The organism is Planctomyces sp. SH-PL62, from assembly GCF_001610895.1.
In the GTDB taxonomy this organism is placed as follows: domain Bacteria; phylum Planctomycetota; class Planctomycetia; order Isosphaerales; family Isosphaeraceae; genus Paludisphaera.
In genome coordinates this window covers 432438-449505 of sequence record NZ_CP011273.1, presented here as the reverse complement: position 1 = coordinate 449505, position 17068 = coordinate 432438, and the positions used below count along the sequence as shown (strand labels likewise).

Here is a 17068-nt window from a genome sequence, read left to right as displayed (position 1 = left end):
CGCTCCGCTCCCCGATCTCGGGGACGCGGGGCGGGGGGTCTGGGCCCGGGCGACGCCGCCCGCCAGGGCGAGCGTCAGCGCGACGGCCGTCGCGAGGCGGGGCCGGCGGCGGAGCGACCGGGCCCCGGAGAGGGGCGTGGGGTCTGGCATGGCATTCCTTTCCCTGAGCGATGGCGCCCGGAGGTCCTCGCCGGGCGTGATCCCGAACGGCCACGAAAAAAGGCCCGGCGCGGGTTACGCGCCGGGCCTTTCGGGCCGTCACCGTTCCGTATTCAGTAGATCGTCAGAATCCGTCCGGAGTCATAGGCGGGAAGGCGAAGAAATCGCGGGGCGAACGGGTCGTGACGATATAAGGGACATAGCCGGGGGTCAGCGGGACGGGCCCGCCGGCGCCGACGAAGTAGTCGTACTTGGGTCCGACGACGCCGCCGAGCAGGCCGTGGAGCTTGCCCTTCAGGCCGCCGAGGCCCGCCAGGCAGTGCTTGCAGCCGGCGCCGCCGCACGCGAGGCACTGCTTGAGCTTGGAGAGCAGCCCGCAGCCGCGGCAGGCCCCGCAGCCGTTGCCGCCGCAGGAGGAGCAGGGGTCGCCGAGGCCGAGGCCCCCGCAGCCGCCGCAGCCGTTGCCGCCGCAGAGCTTGCACTTGAGCTTGCCGACCAGGCCCGACAGGTGGTTGTGGAGCCCGCCGAGGCCGCAGCCCTTGTCACCGCAGGCGACCTGACCGGCCGGCATCACGAGAGCCTGGGGGGAAGGGGCCGACTGGGCGGTCGCGACCACCCCGGCGGGGTGATAGGGGCCGAAGTTCTTGGGACGGGCGACGGGAACCGCCGCGGCGTGGCCGTGGCCGTGTCCCTTGCCCAGCCCGTGGCCGCCGAGGCCCGCCAGGCCGGAGCCGATGCCCGCCCCGCCGTGCTTGCAGCCTCCCAGGCCGGAGCAGAGGCCGCAGCCGTCGCCGAGCCCGCCGCGGCCGTGATGTCCAAGTCCGTCTCCCAGGTTATGGCCGTTGCCGTGGCCGTGGCCGCAGCCGGCCCCGCAGCCCGCACCCAGGCCGTGAAGGCCCGCGAGCTTGCCCTTCAGGTGTCCCGCCGCGCCGTGCACCGCGCCGACGGCGTGCCCGACGGGGTCCTTGGCGTAGTGGCCGTAGGGGACCGGCGGGGCGAAGTACTCGCCGCCGGTGGTGTAGTCATAGGCCGGCACTTCGCCGGGGAGCGTGGGGTGCAGACGCCATCCGTCACCCTTCGCCGGCGCGCTCAGGCTCATCCCGAGGAGAGCGGCCATTCCGAGGGCGTAAGAGGCCACTCGCCGATTTCCGAAACAACGCATGGTCAATCCCTTACCCGTTCTGCATGAACCCTCCTGGATCGTCCGGAATCAAAGCGAGCCGAGGTTCGTGGCAGCCCGGGCGTCCTGCTCGGGGCGTCGCCGTCGATCCTCCGCGGCCATCTCTGGCCTTGCCTCTTGTGATCGGTGCGGGGCGGGACGGATCTCGAACCATTCCGACGTTCGAAACGCCGGAACGGCCCGGCTCCCCGCTACAGGTCGGGGGACCGGGCCATCCGATTCAGGCGTTCGCTCTCCGGGACGCGGCCGAGAGGGCCGCGCCGGGGGCTGGGCTCAGCGGCCGCCCTTGCCGAAGACGACCGAGGCGGGGAGTTCCGTGACCGGGCCCACGCCCTCCTGATAGGAGATCGAGGCGTGCGACGAGCGGTCGGCGCGATCGCGACGCTCGCGGGCCGCGCGGCCGATCCGGGTCAGGTCGGGGAGGTCGAGCATGTGGGTGATGATCCGGGGGCTGCGGGCCGTCGTCCCGCCGATGGCGGTCTGGGGCGGGATCATGCTGGACGGCATGACCGAGGGGTCGCGGGGGCCGGGCTGGGGCCCGAGGCGAGCGCGCCGGCGGCCGGGGTGAAGTTGCCCTGGCTGGCCCGCGCCACGCCGACCGGCTCGGGAGCGGCGCCCCCGGAGACGGCGCGACCGGTCGGGAACTCGGCGACGACGGTCTCGCCGCCGACGACGGCCCGGCCCGCCGCCGGGGAGTCGCTCACGACGATCGAGCCGGGGACGATCGTCCCCCCCATCGCCGCGGCGTCGGCCTCGCACGAGGCGCAGCCGGTGGTGCCGGGGGCGACGGCCTGGACGTGCGCGTGGGGATGGCCGTGCTGGTGCGCCACGCCCGCCGGGGCGGCGCCGCGGGGCATCGCGGACGGCGGCGGCGGGACGTCGACGCCGTCGCGGGCCTTGGCCCGGGCCCGCTGGCACTCGGTGCAATCCCGACGGCCGAACAGGCCCTTGTGGCTATGCGCGGACGCGGGGGCCGCCTGCGGGCCGCCGAATTCCTGGCCGACCGCGTCGGCGGTCAGCGAGGCGGCGAACGCCAGTCCGAGCAGTCCCGGAACCAACCGTGTGGAGAAACGCATGCGGGAACTCCTTTCCCAGGAGGCCGCGCCCGCCGCTCGCCCCGCTTCGGGACGTCGACGATCCGCGGCCGTTGCGGTCGAAACCGGGTCGGCCATCTTGCTTGACCAGTTCGGCCGGACGCTCCGAGGGGCTCCGCCCCCCGTCCTTCCCGACCGTCGCCCCGAGGCCTCCGGCCCCGAGACGCTTCGGCGACGCGATCGACCGCGCGCCGGGCCCTCCCGATACATCCCCTATCATCGACAGGAGCCGGCCCAGGCTTTCGGAAAAACCGCGCCATTCCCGACTCCACGACGGGCGCCTCGCGACACGACTCCACCCACGCCATCACGACGCGATGCCTGAATCCGCCTTGACGGGATCGCCGGTTCCCGAAGAATCGCGGCCGACCGGCGCGACGAGGCTCCGAACGGCACCACGGTTTCGACGGGGGAGGGCGAGATGAAAGACGCGGCGATCGGGCTCGTTGGGCGATCTCTACTGGCGACGGCTCTCGGGGTCGCCCTGACGTCGGTCTCTTCCGCCTCGCCCTATACCGCCACCCATGTGGGAGAACTCCGAGAACTCTGGATGTCGTCGACGCTCAACAACTCCACGACAGGGGTGTCCTACCCCTTCGCGATGACGACGCGATCGCCGAACGTCGACGAGCTTTTAAACCCGCCGACGGTGACCCGGGCGTATGGGGGCGACTCCCCCACGACCGTGACGTACCCGATGATCGTCACCGAGGTCAACGACGCCGGGACCTCGATCGGCACCGTCCCCGCCGAGGGGGGCGACCCGTCGAACCCCTGGGACGCCCGGTCGAGGGTGTTCACCGTCCGCTCGGAGGACGGTGGATATGCACTGCTGGTCGATCTTCTGCCCGGGGTGCTCGCGAGCCACAGCGAGATGATGTTGAGCCAGTCGAACCAGATCCTGGTGACGGATTTCGGCGGGTACACAACTCAAACTCAGAAGACGTGGTTGTTCGACGTGAATTCGCGGACGTCGACGCCGCTCGAAGCCCTGGTGCCCGCCGAACTCCTCGCGACCTACGGCACGATGATCGCCACCGGCATCGACGATCGCGGCAACCTCCTCGTCCACGGGGCGCGCCCGGGGCCTTACCCGGACCAGCCGTGGAGCACGGTGGTGGACGCCTTCATCCTGACCCCCCCGGGACAGGCCGCGCCCTCGCCGATCCCGCCGCCGATCCCCCCCGACCCCTTGCAGGTCCCCGAGCCGTCCGCCCTCTGGATCTTCGGGGGCGTCGCCGCGGCCCTGGGAGCCCGGGCCGTGGTCGGTGGTCGTGGGGGCCGAACCGATCGTTCCTGAGACGACGCCCGATCCGGTTCAGCCGAAGAGTTCGGCCACCGGCTTGCCGCCGTCGACGATCCGCATGGGGCGGCCGATGGCGGTCTGATTCTCCTTGTCGGCGTCGATGCCGAGGGAGTGGCAGATGGTGGACATCAGGTCGGGGACGGTGACGGGGCGGTCCTTGACCTCGGTCCCGTCGGGGCCGGAGGCGCCGATGACCTGGCCCCCCTTGACGCCGCCGCCTGCGAGCGCGACGTTGAAGACGCGGGGGAAGTGGTCGCGTCCGGCGGTGGCGTTGATCTTGGGGGTCCGGCCGAATTCGCCCATCCAGACGATCAAGGTGCGGTCGAGCATCCCGCGCCCCTTGAGGTCGTTGATCAGGGTCGCGAAGCCGGGATCGACCTGGCCGGCCAGCTTGCCGACTCGGTCGTTGTTCTGGGCGTGGGTGTCCCAGCCGCCGCAGCGGACCTCGACGAACGTCACGCCCGACTCGACCAGCCGCCGGGCGAGGAGGCAGCCCTGGCCGAACGGGGTCCGGCCGTAGGCGTCGCGGACCTCGGCGCTCTCCTGGTCCAGGTCGAACGCCTTCATCCGGGGGGAGAGGACCATCTTGGAGGTCTGGGTGTACAGGGCGCGATGGTCGCGGACGCGGTCGGCGCCGCCGGCCTGCTCGAAGCCCACCTTCTCCAGCCGATTCAAAAGGCCCAGCCGACGCCGGAAGCGGTCGACGGGGACGCGGGCCTGGACGTTGTCGGGAGGGCGCTGGACGTTGGGGACGACGAACGGCTCGTACTCGGCGCCGAGGAACCCCGCGCCGACGGTGGGCCCGCCGATGGCGACCATGTGGGGGAGGTCGAAGCCGGAGTCGCCCAGTTCGGCCGCGGCGATGGAGCCGAGGCCCGGGTGCTTGAGCGTGGCCGTCGGGGTGTAGCCGGTGTGGAGCTGATAGTCGGCCCGCTGGTGGTTCCCCTCCTTGTTGGTCATCGACCGGATCAGGGCGACGTCCTTCATGGCGGCGGCCGTCTTCTCCCACCCCTGGGCGATGGAGATCCCCGGCGCGGCGGTCTCGATGGCCTTCGTCTCCCCGCCGTGGTCGGTGCCCGGCTTGGGGTCGAACGTTTCCAACTGGCTCGGGCCGCCGGACATCCAGAGCAGGATGCAGGCGGTCTGCCGCTTGCGCAGCTCGTCGGCGCGGAGGGTCAGCAGGTCGGTGAGGCCGAGCGGAGCCGCCCCGCCCAGGAGCCCCGCGGCCCCGAGCCCCAGGCTCCGGAGGAACCCGCGACGGCCGAGGACCCCGTGGCGATTCATGGCCACCTGGACGATGTTCGAATCGGTGCGCATGGACGATCTGCTCCGTGCGAAAGTCGGTCGGCCGGTCGGGTCCGTGGGGGTCGGTCTCAGCGTCGCGAGAGGAACTCGGTCGAATTCACGAGGCTCCAGTAGACGTCCTCGAACGCCTCCTTGCGGTCGCCGGCCTTCGCCATGTACGCGCCGCAGACCTCGACCTCCCTGGCGTTCGGCCGCCGCGAGAGGACGAGCATGTAGAGGGCGTCGAGCGCCTCGCGATCCCCCGTCGACCGCGCCAGGATCGCTCCCAGGGGGGTCCCCGGACGGGCCTGGGTGCGGTTGTGGACGATCGGCCCGTTCATGAGGAAGAGGGCCTGGGGGATGGTGCCGAGGACCTCGTCGGGGAGCGTGGAGGGGTCGACGCCGAACAGTTTGTTGAACGGGTTGCGGAGGGTGCCGCGAGCGGGCCCCTTGCCGGCGGCCCCGGCCAGCCCGGCGGCCTCGGCGGCCTTCTTGACGTTCTTGGCCTTCGCCGACGCCTTCACCGGCTTGAGCGGCGTGCCGTCGGCCTTCCGGGGCGACCCGTTCGGGGCCGGGTCGGAGCCGGTCGGCAGGTCGAGCGCCACGGCCAGCGATTCGAAGATCTGGTCGGAGCGGAGTCGGCTGGCGCAGGCGGCGGCGAGCTGGGTGCGGCCCGCCGGCGAGGAGGCCGGACGCGCCCGCCGCTGGTAGGCCTGGGTGTTCAGGAGGGTGCGGAACAGCCAGCGGACGTCGTACCCCCCTTCGCGCCACTGGTCGGCCAACGGGAAGAGAATCTCCTGGCCGTGGACCTCGCGCTCGGGGCCGATGTCGTCGATGAGGTCGTAGAAGCCCTCGCCCATCAGGACGGTCCAGATCCGGTTGATGTAGGCGCGGGCGAACCAGGGGTTGTCCTGGCCGGTGATGTACGACGCGGCCAACTCGCGAAGCTGCGCGGGGGAGAGGCCGTCGGGGACGCGCTCGGCCGTCCCCGATCCCGAGGACGCGAGGAAGAACCGAGGCTTGACGGGGATGGTCTTGGCCGGGTCGCTCAGGTCGGGCATGGCGTATCGGGCGCGGGGGGCCTGTTCGACGGCGAAGGCGGCGCGCACGCCCGGCGAGGGCTTGACCACCCGCCGCACCCGGCCGCCGGCGAAGAACGCCGCCAGCTCGTGGAACTGTTCTCGCTTCCAGGAGTCGGTCTTGTGGTCGTGGCACTCGGCGCACTGGATCTGCACGCCCAGGAAGACCCGCGAGGCCTCGCCCGCGAGCTGCACGGGCGACGCCGTGTGCGCCGCCGCGAAGCTGGCGGCCCCGTTCTCGTCGGTCCGGCCCTGGGCCGTGAGCAGGGCGACGGCGATCTCGTCCCAGGGGCGGTTCCGCGAGAACTGGTCGGCGAGCCAGTCTTCCAGAAGGTCGTAGCGGACCTGCTGGGCGTTCGCGTTCGAGGCCCGGAACTGGACCACCTCGCGCCAGTAGCGCGACCAGTTGCGGGCGTAGTCGGGAGTCGCCAGGAGTTCGTCGATCAGGTCGGCCCGCCGGGTCGCCGACTCGTCCTGGAGGAAGTCGCGGACCTGGACCGGGGTGGGGACGACGCCGGTCACGTCGAGGTAGATCCGGCGGACGAACTCGAGGTCGCCGGTCGCCGGGGCCGGCTTGACCCCCGGGCTGTTCCCGGCGAGCCGGGCCGCGACGAGGGCGTCGAGGTCGGCCGAGGTCATCGTCGGGGCGACGACCTTCCGCTCGGGCCGTTTCGGGGGCTGGGCCGGCGCGGGCTTGGCCCTTTTCTTCTTCACCGCCGCCTGGACGACCTCTTTCGCGGCCTGGGCGTCCGGGGGCTTGTCGGCCTCGGCCTTCACGCCCGGCCTGGCCTCGGCGGCGGGCGCGGGAGGGTCCTCGGCGATGGCGACGGCTGCGAGGCCGAGCCAGCCGGCCGCCGCGAGCGTCGCCCACCTCCCGGATCCTCGGCGATGATCGACGGTCCCCTCATTCATCACGGCCGCTCCCCCGTTCAGGACGACGATCGGCGCGCCGGGACGCGCATCTCTTCCGATGGAGTATTCAACACCAGGATAGGACGAAGGTGTCGCGTTCCGGACGGAATTTTTTCCCGCCGCGTCGGGCGGATCGGGATCAGAGGACGGTGATGAGGAGCCAGGTGAAGACGCCCAGGCTGATGAAGGCCAGGAGGCCGGAGGGCATGAACCGCCGCGTCTTGGCCACGAAGCGGTAGTTGAAATAGATCGTCAAGACCAGGGCGAGGATGGCGGCCGCCTGGAGCCCGCGCTCGGCGTCGACGAGGAGCGAGTAGAGCAGGGCGGCCAGGCAGAGCACCGCGCTGGTGTTCCCGGCGATCAGCGACGCCCGGCTGCCCACCTTCTTGTACCCCACGATCCCGCCGGCGCCGAGGAAGGCGATGTAGACGGCCAGGAGGATCTGGGCGGAATGGATCATGGACATGGCGATCGGGGACCTCGGCCAGGGTGCGGAATCGATCGTGTCGCCGAGTCTACGAGGCTAGGGTGCCGCCTCGTCCGAGTCAACCGGGCGCCCCGGACGGCGTCTCGCCCTCGATCGCGGGGTTCCGGGCGCGGGCGAGAATCGTCCCCGAGGTCCGGGGGCCTCCGCATTCGAGGGCGGCGGCCTTCGAAACGGCCCGAGGGCGGCGTCTCCGTCGATCTCCGTGCGTCTGGCGCCGGGATCGTCGGAGGCGTCGCCCTCGGGGGGACGGCCGGGCTCGGGACCCGGCCGCGTCGACTTCCGGTCAGGTCAGGGGCGGTTGCGCTGGGGGGCCGCCTCGTCCGGGACCTGGTTGTCGTCGGGGTTGACGCCCGGGTTGGGCGGCGGCGGGATGTCTTCCAGCGGGCTGGAGTTGACATCGGTCGGCTGGCCGAACTGGCGCTGGATGGCGGGGATGGACCCCGGCGCGGAGCGCTGGTTCGTGATCGGTTCGGCGCTTCCGGGCACGTCCATGCCCATGGAGCGCATCCGGGCCCGCTGGGTCGCCGCCTGGGTGTTCGCCCAGGGGAACTCGGGGCCCTTGGAGAAGTACTGGACGTCGTCGTGCATGTACTTGCCGGAAGGCAAGGTCATGCCGGCGTATTCCACCTGGCAGCCCACCGACGGCAGGACGAAGCCCATCGCCAGCGTCGTCCAGAGCGCCGCCCGACGGCGCGTGGCTCCTCGCGGCGAACTCATGCCGGGCAACCCCATAGCTTCCACCCTCCTTGGCGTTCTCGGCCGGCTCGCCTATTTCCTAGAGCCCCCGTAAGGGGGAGGCGGGCCGCCGCGGGGAGTCGTATTTCTAAAAACCCGGCGACCGGATGCGATGACGCGGAAGAACCGCGAATCGACCCGCTCTCGAAGACCGCTTCGCGAGTCTCGCGTCACGGTCGCCGGGCTTCTTACTCGGTTAAGGAATCGGCCGAATCGCCGGGTCAAGCCCAGTGATTCCGTCGGTTTCCCCCGAATTCCCGCCCCCGGCCGACGCCTGGGGGTCGTGGCGGGCGATGAGCATGGGGACGTCGAGGCTGTGGCGGACGCGGTCGACGGTCTCGCCGTAGAGCAGGTCGCGGACCCAACCGTGGCCGTGCGAGCCCACCACCAGGATGTCCACCGGCCGCTCGCCGAGGTGCTCGATCAGGACTCGGGCCGGGTCGGGGCCGTAGAGGAGGGCGGGCTGGGCGCGGTAGCCCTTCTCGGTCAGGACCCGCACCAGGCTGTCGAGATACTCGGCGTCGGCCCCGGTCTCCAGGTCGGCGGTCATCGGCCCGTGGAGGGCCGTCAGGGGGGAGTCGACCACGTGCAGGAGCACCAGCTCCGCGCCCCCCCCCTGGGACTCGGCCAGGCTGATCGCCCGGTTGAGGATCTCGACGTCGGCCGCGGTGTGCTCCAGGGCCACGCCGATCCTCCCCAGCGACCTCGGCCGAAGCGCCTCCGCCCAGTCCATTTCCGTCCGCGAGGGGAGCCGCCAGGGGGGCGAGGGTCGGACGATCGGCTTGATCAACACCCAGCACAGGAGCGCCACGACCGAGCCGGTCAGGAGCACGAGGCCCGCCGCCACCGGCCAGACCAGGGGGATCGGCCCGAGGAAGATCCCCGACGCCGAGGCCGCCAGGATCCACTCCTCGATCTGGCCGTACACCAGATAGCCGTTCAGCGCCACGATCACCGCCGCCACGGACCAGGCCAGGATCTGCCCCCACCAGGGGGTCGCGAACGCCCCCATGTTCCGCCGATCCGACGTGAAGTGGATCAGCGGGATGACCGCGAACGAGAGCTGCAAGCTCAGGATCACCTGGCTGAGCACCAGCAGCCCCTGGGTCGACCGCTCGCCCGCCAGGGCGATCACGACCACCGCCGGGATCAGGGCGATCATCCGCGTGATCAGCCGGCGCAGCCAGGGGGCGATCCGCAGGTGCAGGTAGCCCTCCATCACGATCTGGCCGGCCAGCGTCCCCGTCAGGGTCGAGCTCTGCCCGGCGCAGAGCAGGGCCACGCCGAAGAGGATCGGCGCCGCCGCCCCCAGGAAGCCGGGGAGCAGCTCGTACGCCTCCTCGATCGTCGCCACCTCGCGGCCGTTGGCGTGGAAGACCGCCGCGCTCAAGACCAGGATCGCCGCGTTCACGAAGAAGGCCGCGTTCAGCGCGATCGTCGAGTCGAACAGGTAGTACCGGCAGGCCGTCGCCTTGCTCCGCTGGTCGGTCCCGATCCGCCTCGTCTGCACCAGGGCCGAATGCAGGTAGAGGTTGTGGGGCATCACGGTCGCCCCCAGGATGCCGATCGCCACGAACAGCGAGCCGGGCGGCAGCGACGGCTTGAGGCCCGCGGCCATCCCCCCGAGGTCGGGCTGGGCCATGAAGACCTGGATCAGGAAGCAGGCCCCGATCGTCGCCACCAGGGCCAGGATCACCGCCTCCATCTTCCGCATCCCCCAGCGCTGGAGGTACAGCAGGAGGAACGTGTCGAACGCCGTGATCGCGCAGCCCAGGAGCATGGGCATCCCGAACATCAGCTTGAGGGCGATGATCGTCCCCAGGATCTCGGCCAGATCGGTCGCCGCGATGGCGATCTCGGCCAGCACCCAGAGGGTCGCGTTGACCCGGGGCGAATACTCGGCCCGGCACGCCTGCGCCAGGTCGTGGCGCGTGACCACCCCCAGCCGCGCGGCCAGGGTCTGGAGCAGGAGCGCCATCACGTTCGACATCAGCAACACCCAGAGCAGGGCGTAGCCGAACCGCGCGCCGCCTTCCAGGTCGGTCGCCCAGTTGCCCGGGTCCATGTAGCCGACGCTCACCAGGTAAGCCGGCCCCATGAACGAGAACATCCGCCGAAATCGCCCGAACCGCCCACCGCCCGTCGGCACGTCGACCGAGCCGTGGACGTCCTCCAGCGAACGTCGATCCGCCCCCACATCCTCGACCGCGGCCATGCCCACCCTCGCTTCCGCACGACGCCGACGTCGCTCCCGCGAGCGTGGCACCGTTCTTGCTTGGTCCCTAAATAAATCTGGTCCTACTTATGTAACTCTCGTTTCGGCGACTTGCAAGAGCAGATTGGAAATCGACGAAACCAAAATTTAGGGAAACCGAAACCGCGAAGTCCCACGCGGTTCCCCGCCGGATTCCGTCGCACGGCCGCGACCGGGACGTAGTAGGCTGTAAGATGAGATCGAACCCCGACGCCGGGCGACGCGTCGGGGAGGAGCCGCGAACCAGCATCAGGAGTGTCCATCCATGAGGCGGTCTTTACTCGGCGTGGCGGCGTGCCTGGCGACCTTCTCGGTCACGACGGCGCGCGCCCAGGACCTCGGGGGCTTCCCCGCCTACGGCGGCTTCGGCGGCCAGTACGTCCAGGCTCCCTCCCTCTACTATCCCTACCCGGGGATCGTCGAATCCCGCTTCGGAACCTTCTTCTCCACCCCGATCATCCCCGGCGTCCCCGAATCCCGGCTTGAGGCGGCGACCATCGAGGCGAACAACGCGGCCCACGCCGGCCTTGAACCCGACCAGGTCGCCCCCGCCGCGGTCGACGCCGGCAAGAAGGCGGTCGGCAACGCCGCCACCCGCAAGGCGACGCGAACCTACGCGAGGGGCTACAACCGTCCTCCCGCCCCCTTCCGCCGCGTCCTGCCTCGGGGCAACCTGGCCGACTTCAACCTCCCGGCGCAGGGGATCGTCCCGGCCTACACGCCCGACTCCCGCTACCAGACCTACGGCCAGTCCTACGGCATGGGCCCTTACGGCACCAACCACTACTCGGGCTACTGGCACGGCTACGCCCCCATGAACTACTACCCCACGCCGATCTACCCGGAGCCCTGATCGAGCCCGTCTCGGCCCCTTCTCCCCGAAGCTTCGGAAAAATCCCGTAGCAAACCGGCTCCGAGCCGGTAAGGAAGGGGTGAGGCGAAGGGGAATGATGGGACGGAACTCGGGGAAACGCGGCGGGATGATCGGAACAGTCCACGGCCTGCAAAGCCTGCTCGAAGTCGGCGCCACCGGAGGGCTCTCCGACGCCCAGCTCCTGGATCGCTTCGTCGCACGCCGCGAGGAGGCGATCTTCGGGGCGATCGTCGACCGCCACGGGCCGATGGTCTGGGGCGTCTGCCGGCGGGTCCTCCGGGATCACCACGACGCGGAGGACGCCTTCCAGGCGACCTTCCTCGTCCTGGCCCGGCGGGCGGGGATGGTGTCGCCGGCCGAGAGGCTCGGGGCCTGGCTCCACGGGGTCGCCCACCGGACGGCCCTCAAGGCGAGGGCGACGAGGGCGAAACGCCTGGCCCGCGAAACTTCCGTCTGCGCCGCGTCGGAGCCCTGGGAGACGCCCCGCGAGGCTCGAGACGCGCTCTCCGAATCGCTCGACCGGGCGCTGGCCGGGTTGCCCGAGAAGTACCGGACGCCCATCGTCCTGTGCGACCTTGAAGGTCAATCTTACGCCGAGGCGGCGGAACGCCTCGGCTGGCCGATCGGGACTCTTTCGGGCCGACTCTCGCGGGCCCGTTCGATGCTCGCGAAGCGACTCGCCCGCCGTGGCGTCGCGATGACGGCCGGCGCGCTCGTCGCGAGCTTGTCCCGAGAAGCCGCCTCGGCGACGCTTCCGGCGACTCGCCTCGCCCCGTTGCTCAAGGCCGCGTGCCTGACCGGCCGCACGCCGTGGGCGGCCCTCGTCTCCACCGAAGTGGTCGCACTGTCTCAGGAAGTTCATGGAGGAATACTGATGACCAGATTGAAGACGACCGGGTTGGGCCTGCTGACGGCCGGGATGCTGGCGACCGGGATCGGCGTGCTGGCCCAGGGGCAGGATGGGGAACCCACGACCCAGGAATCGCCCGCCCCGAGCCCCAAGTCGGCCCCGAAGCGGAAGGCCCCTCCCACGACGGTGACCTACTTCATCGGGGATCTGATTCTCGACGATCCCACCAAGCCCCCAGAGGTAGTGACCTTCGCCGATCCCACCACGCCCTCCGTAAGCCGGCCTCAGGTCGACATGTCCCCGATGATCGAACTCATCACGAGCACGATCGAGCCGGAGCACTGGAAGGAGAAGGATGGGAGCGCCCGCGACATCACCCCCTTCTTCCTGAGCCGCAGCCTGATCATCCGAGGCGAGCCCGAGGTCCACGAGCGAGTGGGGGCGCTTCTCCGGGGGTTGCGCCGCTTTCAGGACGAGCAGGGGACCGCGTTCGGGACCAACGGGCTACACCAACCGCAAACTTACGACGTTTCCGACCTGCTGCTTTCTCACTCGGATCCGGCCGATTCCGGCGGCGGACCGGACGCCCAGGCCCTCATCAAAGTGATCACCTCGACGATCAGCCCATCGCGGTGGGTGGCGAGGGGTCAGGGCTCGCCTTACGTCGCTACCGGCCCACGCGAAGGAGAGCTTGTGGTCTCCCATGCGAAACTCGGCCATGAACAGGTCAGTGCGCTGCTGGCGGGGCTCCGTCTGTTCCGCCACGCCAAGTCGGCCGAGCCGACGCCGACGCCGACGCCGACGCCGACGCCGACGCCGACGAAATGACCGAGATGCCACCTCGCTCCCCCGCTTCTCACCTTGTCAGGAATCTCGACGAGGCGAATCATAGATCCAGTCCCTTTACCTACAAGAGGACGGGCGGGGCGATTCCCAGGCCGACGGGCGAGGGGCGGTGGGGCATGGCGCAGGCGATGGGGCGATGGCGGATGCTGGCGAACGTCGGATTCGCGGTGATCGTGCTGGCGGTCGCGGCGTTCGGCCTGATGCAGGTGGCGAACCGGCGCTGGCAGACTCAGCCCACGTTCCACGTCCGCGCGCAGTTTCCCAGCGTCGTGGGAGTCGAGCCCGGCCACCGGGTCCGGTTCCAGGGGATCGACGCCGGGGTGGTGGAGCGGGTGGTCCCGCCGTCGCGTCCCGGCGATCCGGTGGAGTTGGTCCTGCGGATCGACGAGACCCTGCACCGGCTGGTCCGCGAGGACACGACCGCGCGGATCGCCGTCGAGGGGATGATCGGGGCGCGGGTCGTCGACCTCAAGCCCGGCGAGCCGGACGCCCCCGCCGCGCCCGAAGGGGCCCTGATCCGATCCGAGGCCCCGACCGACCTCGCCGACCTGATGCGCCAGGCGGGTGAATCGCTCAGGAAGTTCGACGCGACCGCGACCGAGGCCCGGAGCGGGCTGGAGCATCTCGCCGCGCTGGCGGGGGAGGTCCGCGCGGGGAAGGGGAGCCTGGGCAAGCTGATCCAGGACGACTCGGTCTATGACAACCTCGTCGCCCTGACGAGGAAGGGCGAGAAGGCCGTCGAGACGCTCGACGACGACCTGACGGCGATCAAGCAGACGTGGCCGATCTCCCGCTACTTCGAGTCTCGGGCGTATTATGAGCGGGACCTCGTCCTCTACCGGCCCGGTGCCCTGCGCGAGAGTCGATCGCTCACCTCCGAGGAGCTGTTCGAGCCCGGCCTCGCGGTTCTGACGCCGGTCGGCAAGACCCGGCTCGACGAGGTCGCCCGCTGGTTCCGCAAGACCAGCAGGCAGAAGTCCGAGGTCGTGATCGCCGCCTTCACCGACCCCGACGCCGATCCCGACCTGGCCGACGCCCTCACCCAGGAGCAGGCCGACGCGGTCCGCAAATATCTGGTGGATCAGCACGGGATCGGCTCGGCGGGCTGGTTCCGCAGCCGCAAGGTGGCCGCCGTGGGCTTCGGCGGGCAGGCCCCCCGCCTGGCCGAGAACGTCGACGAGCTGCCGGCGCGTCGGATCGAGATCATCCTGTTCACGCCCCAGGCTTGACCTCCGGCCGCACCGCGTTGATTTTTTTAAACGCGCGCGCGATCTAGCGCTTGCACTCCGCCGCGAGCCGCGAAATGATCCGTTCTGAACAAAATGTTCTCGATCGTCGAACAGCTCGGGAGAGGGCCGGGCGTCCACGCCGCGGATCCACCGCCGACGGGCGGCCGGCGGCGGCCGCCCGGAGAGCCATCGATGGCAACCACAGCGAAGGGCTATCTCAAGAAACTCGTCGACTGGACGAAGAACGCCAAACGGATGGCGTCGCTGCGTGCGGAAGATCGGAAACTTCTGGAGCGGGTCCGGGAGCAGAGGCTCACCTATCTCACGGCTCGAAAGCTGGCCTCCGTGGCGACGACCTGCCGCGCGCTCGAGGCGGCCGGGACGCCCGGCGTCTTCCTCGAGGCGGGCTGCGCGCTGGGGGGCTCGTCGATCCTGATCGCGAGCCTCAAGAGGCCCGATCGCCCCTTCTTCGTCTACGACGTCTTCGGGATGATCCCCCCGCCGACGGAGGAGGATACGGCCGACGTCCACGACCGGTATCGCGATATCGTCGAGGGGAAGTCGCTCGGGATCGCCGGCGACGAGTACTACGGATACCAGGAAAACCTCTACGACGTGGTCCTGGCGAACCTGAGAAGCTTCGGCATCGATCCCGAGGAACGGTCGATGTCGCTGATCAAGGGGCTCGTCCAGGACACGTTGAAGATCGACGGGCCGGTCGCCTTCGCGCACGTCGACGTCGACTGGTACGATCCCGTCATGACGTGCCTGCGGCGGATCTACCCGAACCTCGCGCCCGGCGGGAGCATCATCCTCGACGACTATCTCGATTGGGGAGGCTGCCGGAAGGCCGCCGACGAATTCCTGCGGGGCCTGTCCGGCGGGTTCGTCCTGGACGACTCCGCCAGCTCCATGAAGATCACGAGGGTCGCCGGCTGAGACGCCCTCGCGCCGCGTCGTCGCCGCCGGTTGACGGCGCGTGCGCCATGCGGTAGGGTGACTTTCACCGGACTTCCCGGGACGCCCACCACGCTCGCCGAGGAGATCGATCCCCGTGGCCTCCTTGTTCGTCATCCAAGGGGCCGATCAGGGCAAGCGATACGAATTCCAAGCGAGCCCCGTCGCCCTGGGACGCGACAATTCGAACGCCATCCGGCTCCATGATACGGAAGTCTCGCGGCGCCACGCCGAGATCCGGCTGGACGACGAACTGTATCGGGTCTTCGATCTGGGCTCGGCCAACGGGACGTTCGTCAACGGCCACCTCGTCGACCAGGCCCCGCTGCGCACCGGCGACCGGCTCCAGCTCGGCCAGACGGTCATGCTCTACAACGAAGGGCCGCTGGGCGCCCGCCGCGACCTCACGGCGCGGGTGGACCTGCTGAGCAAGAGCAGCCCCGAGGACCGCTCCGCCATCCTCCGGAGCATCCCCTCCGACGAGGGCTCGCGCGTGCTCCAGCAGCCCGACGGCGCGGCGGGCTGGCTCCGCGAGCGGCTGATGAGCCTCTCGGTCATGTACCGGGCCACCCAGGCCGTCAGCCACATCCTCGACGTCGACTCGCTCCTCCCCCAGGTCCTGGAGCTGGTCTTCGAGTCCATCGGCGCCGACCGCGGCGCGATCCTCCTCCGCGACGAGGCCGGCGTGCTGACCCCGAAGGCCGTCCGCTGGCGGACCTCGGTCGAGGCCGACGAGCGGATGGCCATCTCCAGCACGATCACCGACTACGTGCTCGAACAGGGCCAGGGGGTCATCACCACCGACGCCCCGGGCGACACCCGGTTCGGCCCCGCCGAGTCGATCCTCGACCTCCGCATCCGCGAGGCCATCTGCGTCCCCGTCCAGGGCCGCCACACCACCCTTGGCGTCCTCTACGCCGACATCCAGGCCGACGGCTCGGCCCTGATCCCCGTCGGCAAGCCCGGCCGCGGCGGCAAGTTCTCGCAGGACCACCTCATGCTCATGGTGGCCATCGGACACCAGGCGGGCCTGGCGATCGAGAACACCACCTTCTATAACGACAAGATCCAGGCCGAGCGGCTGGCGGCCGTCGGCCAGACCATCGCCACGCTCTCCCACCACATCAAGAACATCCTCCAGGGGGTCCGCGGCGGGAGCTACCTGATCGACCTGGGCCTCAACGAGAAGGATGAGTCGATCGTCCGCCGGGGCTGGACGATCGTCGAGAAGAACCAGACGAAGATCTACAACCTCGTCATGGACATGCTCTCGTTCTCCAAGGATCGCGAGCCGGCCCTGGAGCCGACCGACCTGAACGAGACCGTCGGCGACGTCGTCGAGCTGATGCAGTCCCGCGCCGAGGAGTTCGACGTCCGCCTGGAATGGGACCCGCGACCGGACCTCCCCAAGATCTGGGTCGATCCCGACGGCATCCATCGGGCCGTCCTGAACGTCCTCACCAACGCGATCGACGCCGCCGAGGGGGCGGTCGACGCCTGCGTGGCGATCAAGATCGAGCACGACGCCGACGCCGGCCTCATCCGAATCCGCATCAAGGACAACGGCCGCGGCATCGAGGAGGGCGACATCCCGGGGATGTTCCAGATCTTCTCCAGCAGCAAGGGCTCGCGCGGGACCGGCCTGGGCCTCCCCGTCTCCCAGAAGATCGTCCGGGAGCACGGCGGCTCGATCCAGGTCGCCTCCGAGCTGGGGCGGGGCTCCACCTTCAGCATCGAACTTCCCGCCGTCCGTCGCCCCGAGCCCAGGGATCACGCCGACGACCCGGTCCCCCCGGACGACCTCCCCGACGAGTGATCCCGG

At 70.3% G+C, this 17068-nt stretch carries 14 protein-coding genes; 6 read left to right on the top strand and 8 right to left on the bottom strand.

From position 1 onward, the window contains the following. Nucleotides 1-283: 283 nt before the first annotated feature. The 3 genes from VT85_RS01725 to VT85_RS01715 all read right to left on the bottom strand — a co-directional run bounded on the left by VT85_RS01725 (nucleotide 284) and on the right by VT85_RS01715 (nucleotide 2415). A complete protein-coding gene (locus tag VT85_RS01725; protein ID WP_068409622.1) occupies nucleotides 284-1276 on the bottom strand; it encodes a hypothetical protein in 993 nt (330 codons plus the stop codon). A 336-nt stretch (nucleotides 1277-1612) separates the two neighbouring features. After that, a complete protein-coding gene (locus VT85_RS01720; RefSeq protein ID WP_156512616.1) occupies nucleotides 1613-1846 on the bottom strand; it encodes a hypothetical protein in 234 nt (77 codons plus the stop codon). Beyond that, complete coding sequence (locus tag VT85_RS01715; RefSeq protein WP_156512615.1) at nucleotides 1831-2415, bottom strand: hypothetical protein; 585 nt, start codon at nucleotides 2413-2415, stop codon at nucleotides 1831-1833. The genes VT85_RS01720 and VT85_RS01715 overlap by 16 nt, the downstream gene beginning before the upstream one ends. Nucleotides 2416-2854: 439 nt before the next feature. On the opposite strand from VT85_RS01715, the gene VT85_RS01710 reads away from it, so the two are divergent. Further along, the gene (locus VT85_RS01710) at nucleotides 2855-3733 is read left to right on the top strand and encodes a hypothetical protein (RefSeq protein WP_156512614.1); all 879 of its coding nucleotides are present in this window, start codon (nucleotides 2855-2857) and stop codon (nucleotides 3731-3733) included. Nucleotides 3734-3751: 18 nt separating this feature from the next. On the opposite strand, the gene VT85_RS01705 is transcribed toward VT85_RS01710, so the two are convergent. From VT85_RS01705 to VT85_RS01685, 5 genes are all read right to left on the bottom strand, one after another. Then, on the bottom strand, nucleotides 3752-5056 hold the full coding sequence (locus VT85_RS01705) for a DUF1501 domain-containing protein (RefSeq protein WP_068409614.1): 1305 nt from the start codon (nucleotides 5054-5056) through the stop codon (nucleotides 3752-3754). 56 nt (nucleotides 5057-5112) lie between these two features. Beyond that, the gene (locus tag VT85_RS01700) at nucleotides 5113-7014 is read right to left on the bottom strand and encodes a DUF1549 domain-containing protein (RefSeq protein ID WP_068409612.1); all 1902 of its coding nucleotides are present in this window, start codon (nucleotides 7012-7014) and stop codon (nucleotides 5113-5115) included. Between the two features lie 139 nt (nucleotides 7015-7153). Further along, the gene (locus VT85_RS01695; protein WP_068421232.1) at nucleotides 7154-7474 is read right to left on the bottom strand and encodes a TMEM14 family protein; all 321 of its coding nucleotides are present in this window, start codon (nucleotides 7472-7474) and stop codon (nucleotides 7154-7156) included. 315 nt (nucleotides 7475-7789) lie between these two features. Then, on the bottom strand, nucleotides 7790-8218 hold the full coding sequence (locus tag VT85_RS01690) for a hypothetical protein (RefSeq protein ID WP_068421229.1): 429 nt from the start codon (nucleotides 8216-8218) through the stop codon (nucleotides 7790-7792). 214 nt (nucleotides 8219-8432) lie between these two features. After that, nucleotides 8433-10451 (bottom strand): Nramp family divalent metal transporter, encoded by a 2019-nt coding sequence (locus VT85_RS01685; protein WP_082858279.1) that lies wholly within the window; start codon nucleotides 10449-10451, stop codon nucleotides 8433-8435. Nucleotides 10452-10755: 304 nt separating this feature from the next. Here VT85_RS01685 and VT85_RS01680 point away from each other — a divergent pair, with 304 nt between their 5' ends. The 5 genes from VT85_RS01680 to VT85_RS01660 all read left to right on the top strand — a co-directional run bounded on the left by VT85_RS01680 (nucleotide 10756) and on the right by VT85_RS01660 (nucleotide 17062). Continuing rightward, nucleotides 10756-11343, top strand: a complete 588-nt coding sequence (locus tag VT85_RS01680; RefSeq protein WP_156512613.1) for a hypothetical protein — start codon at nucleotides 10756-10758, stop codon at nucleotides 11341-11343. A gap of 127 nt (nucleotides 11344-11470) precedes the next feature. Then, on the top strand, nucleotides 11471-13042 hold the full coding sequence (locus VT85_RS01675; protein ID WP_197491038.1) for an RNA polymerase sigma factor: 1572 nt from the start codon (nucleotides 11471-11473) through the stop codon (nucleotides 13040-13042). A 134-nt stretch (nucleotides 13043-13176) separates the two neighbouring features. Further along, the gene (locus VT85_RS01670) at nucleotides 13177-14289 is read left to right on the top strand and encodes an MlaD family protein (protein WP_068409605.1); all 1113 of its coding nucleotides are present in this window, start codon (nucleotides 13177-13179) and stop codon (nucleotides 14287-14289) included. Between the two features lie 192 nt (nucleotides 14290-14481). Next, nucleotides 14482-15228, top strand: coding sequence for a TylF/MycF/NovP-related O-methyltransferase (locus VT85_RS26425; protein ID WP_082858902.1), 747 nt, complete (start codon nucleotides 14482-14484; stop codon nucleotides 15226-15228). A 115-nt stretch (nucleotides 15229-15343) separates the two neighbouring features. After that, the gene (locus tag VT85_RS01660; protein ID WP_068409603.1) at nucleotides 15344-17062 is read left to right on the top strand and encodes an ATP-binding protein; all 1719 of its coding nucleotides are present in this window, start codon (nucleotides 15344-15346) and stop codon (nucleotides 17060-17062) included. Nucleotides 17063-17068: the final 6 nt, after the last annotated feature.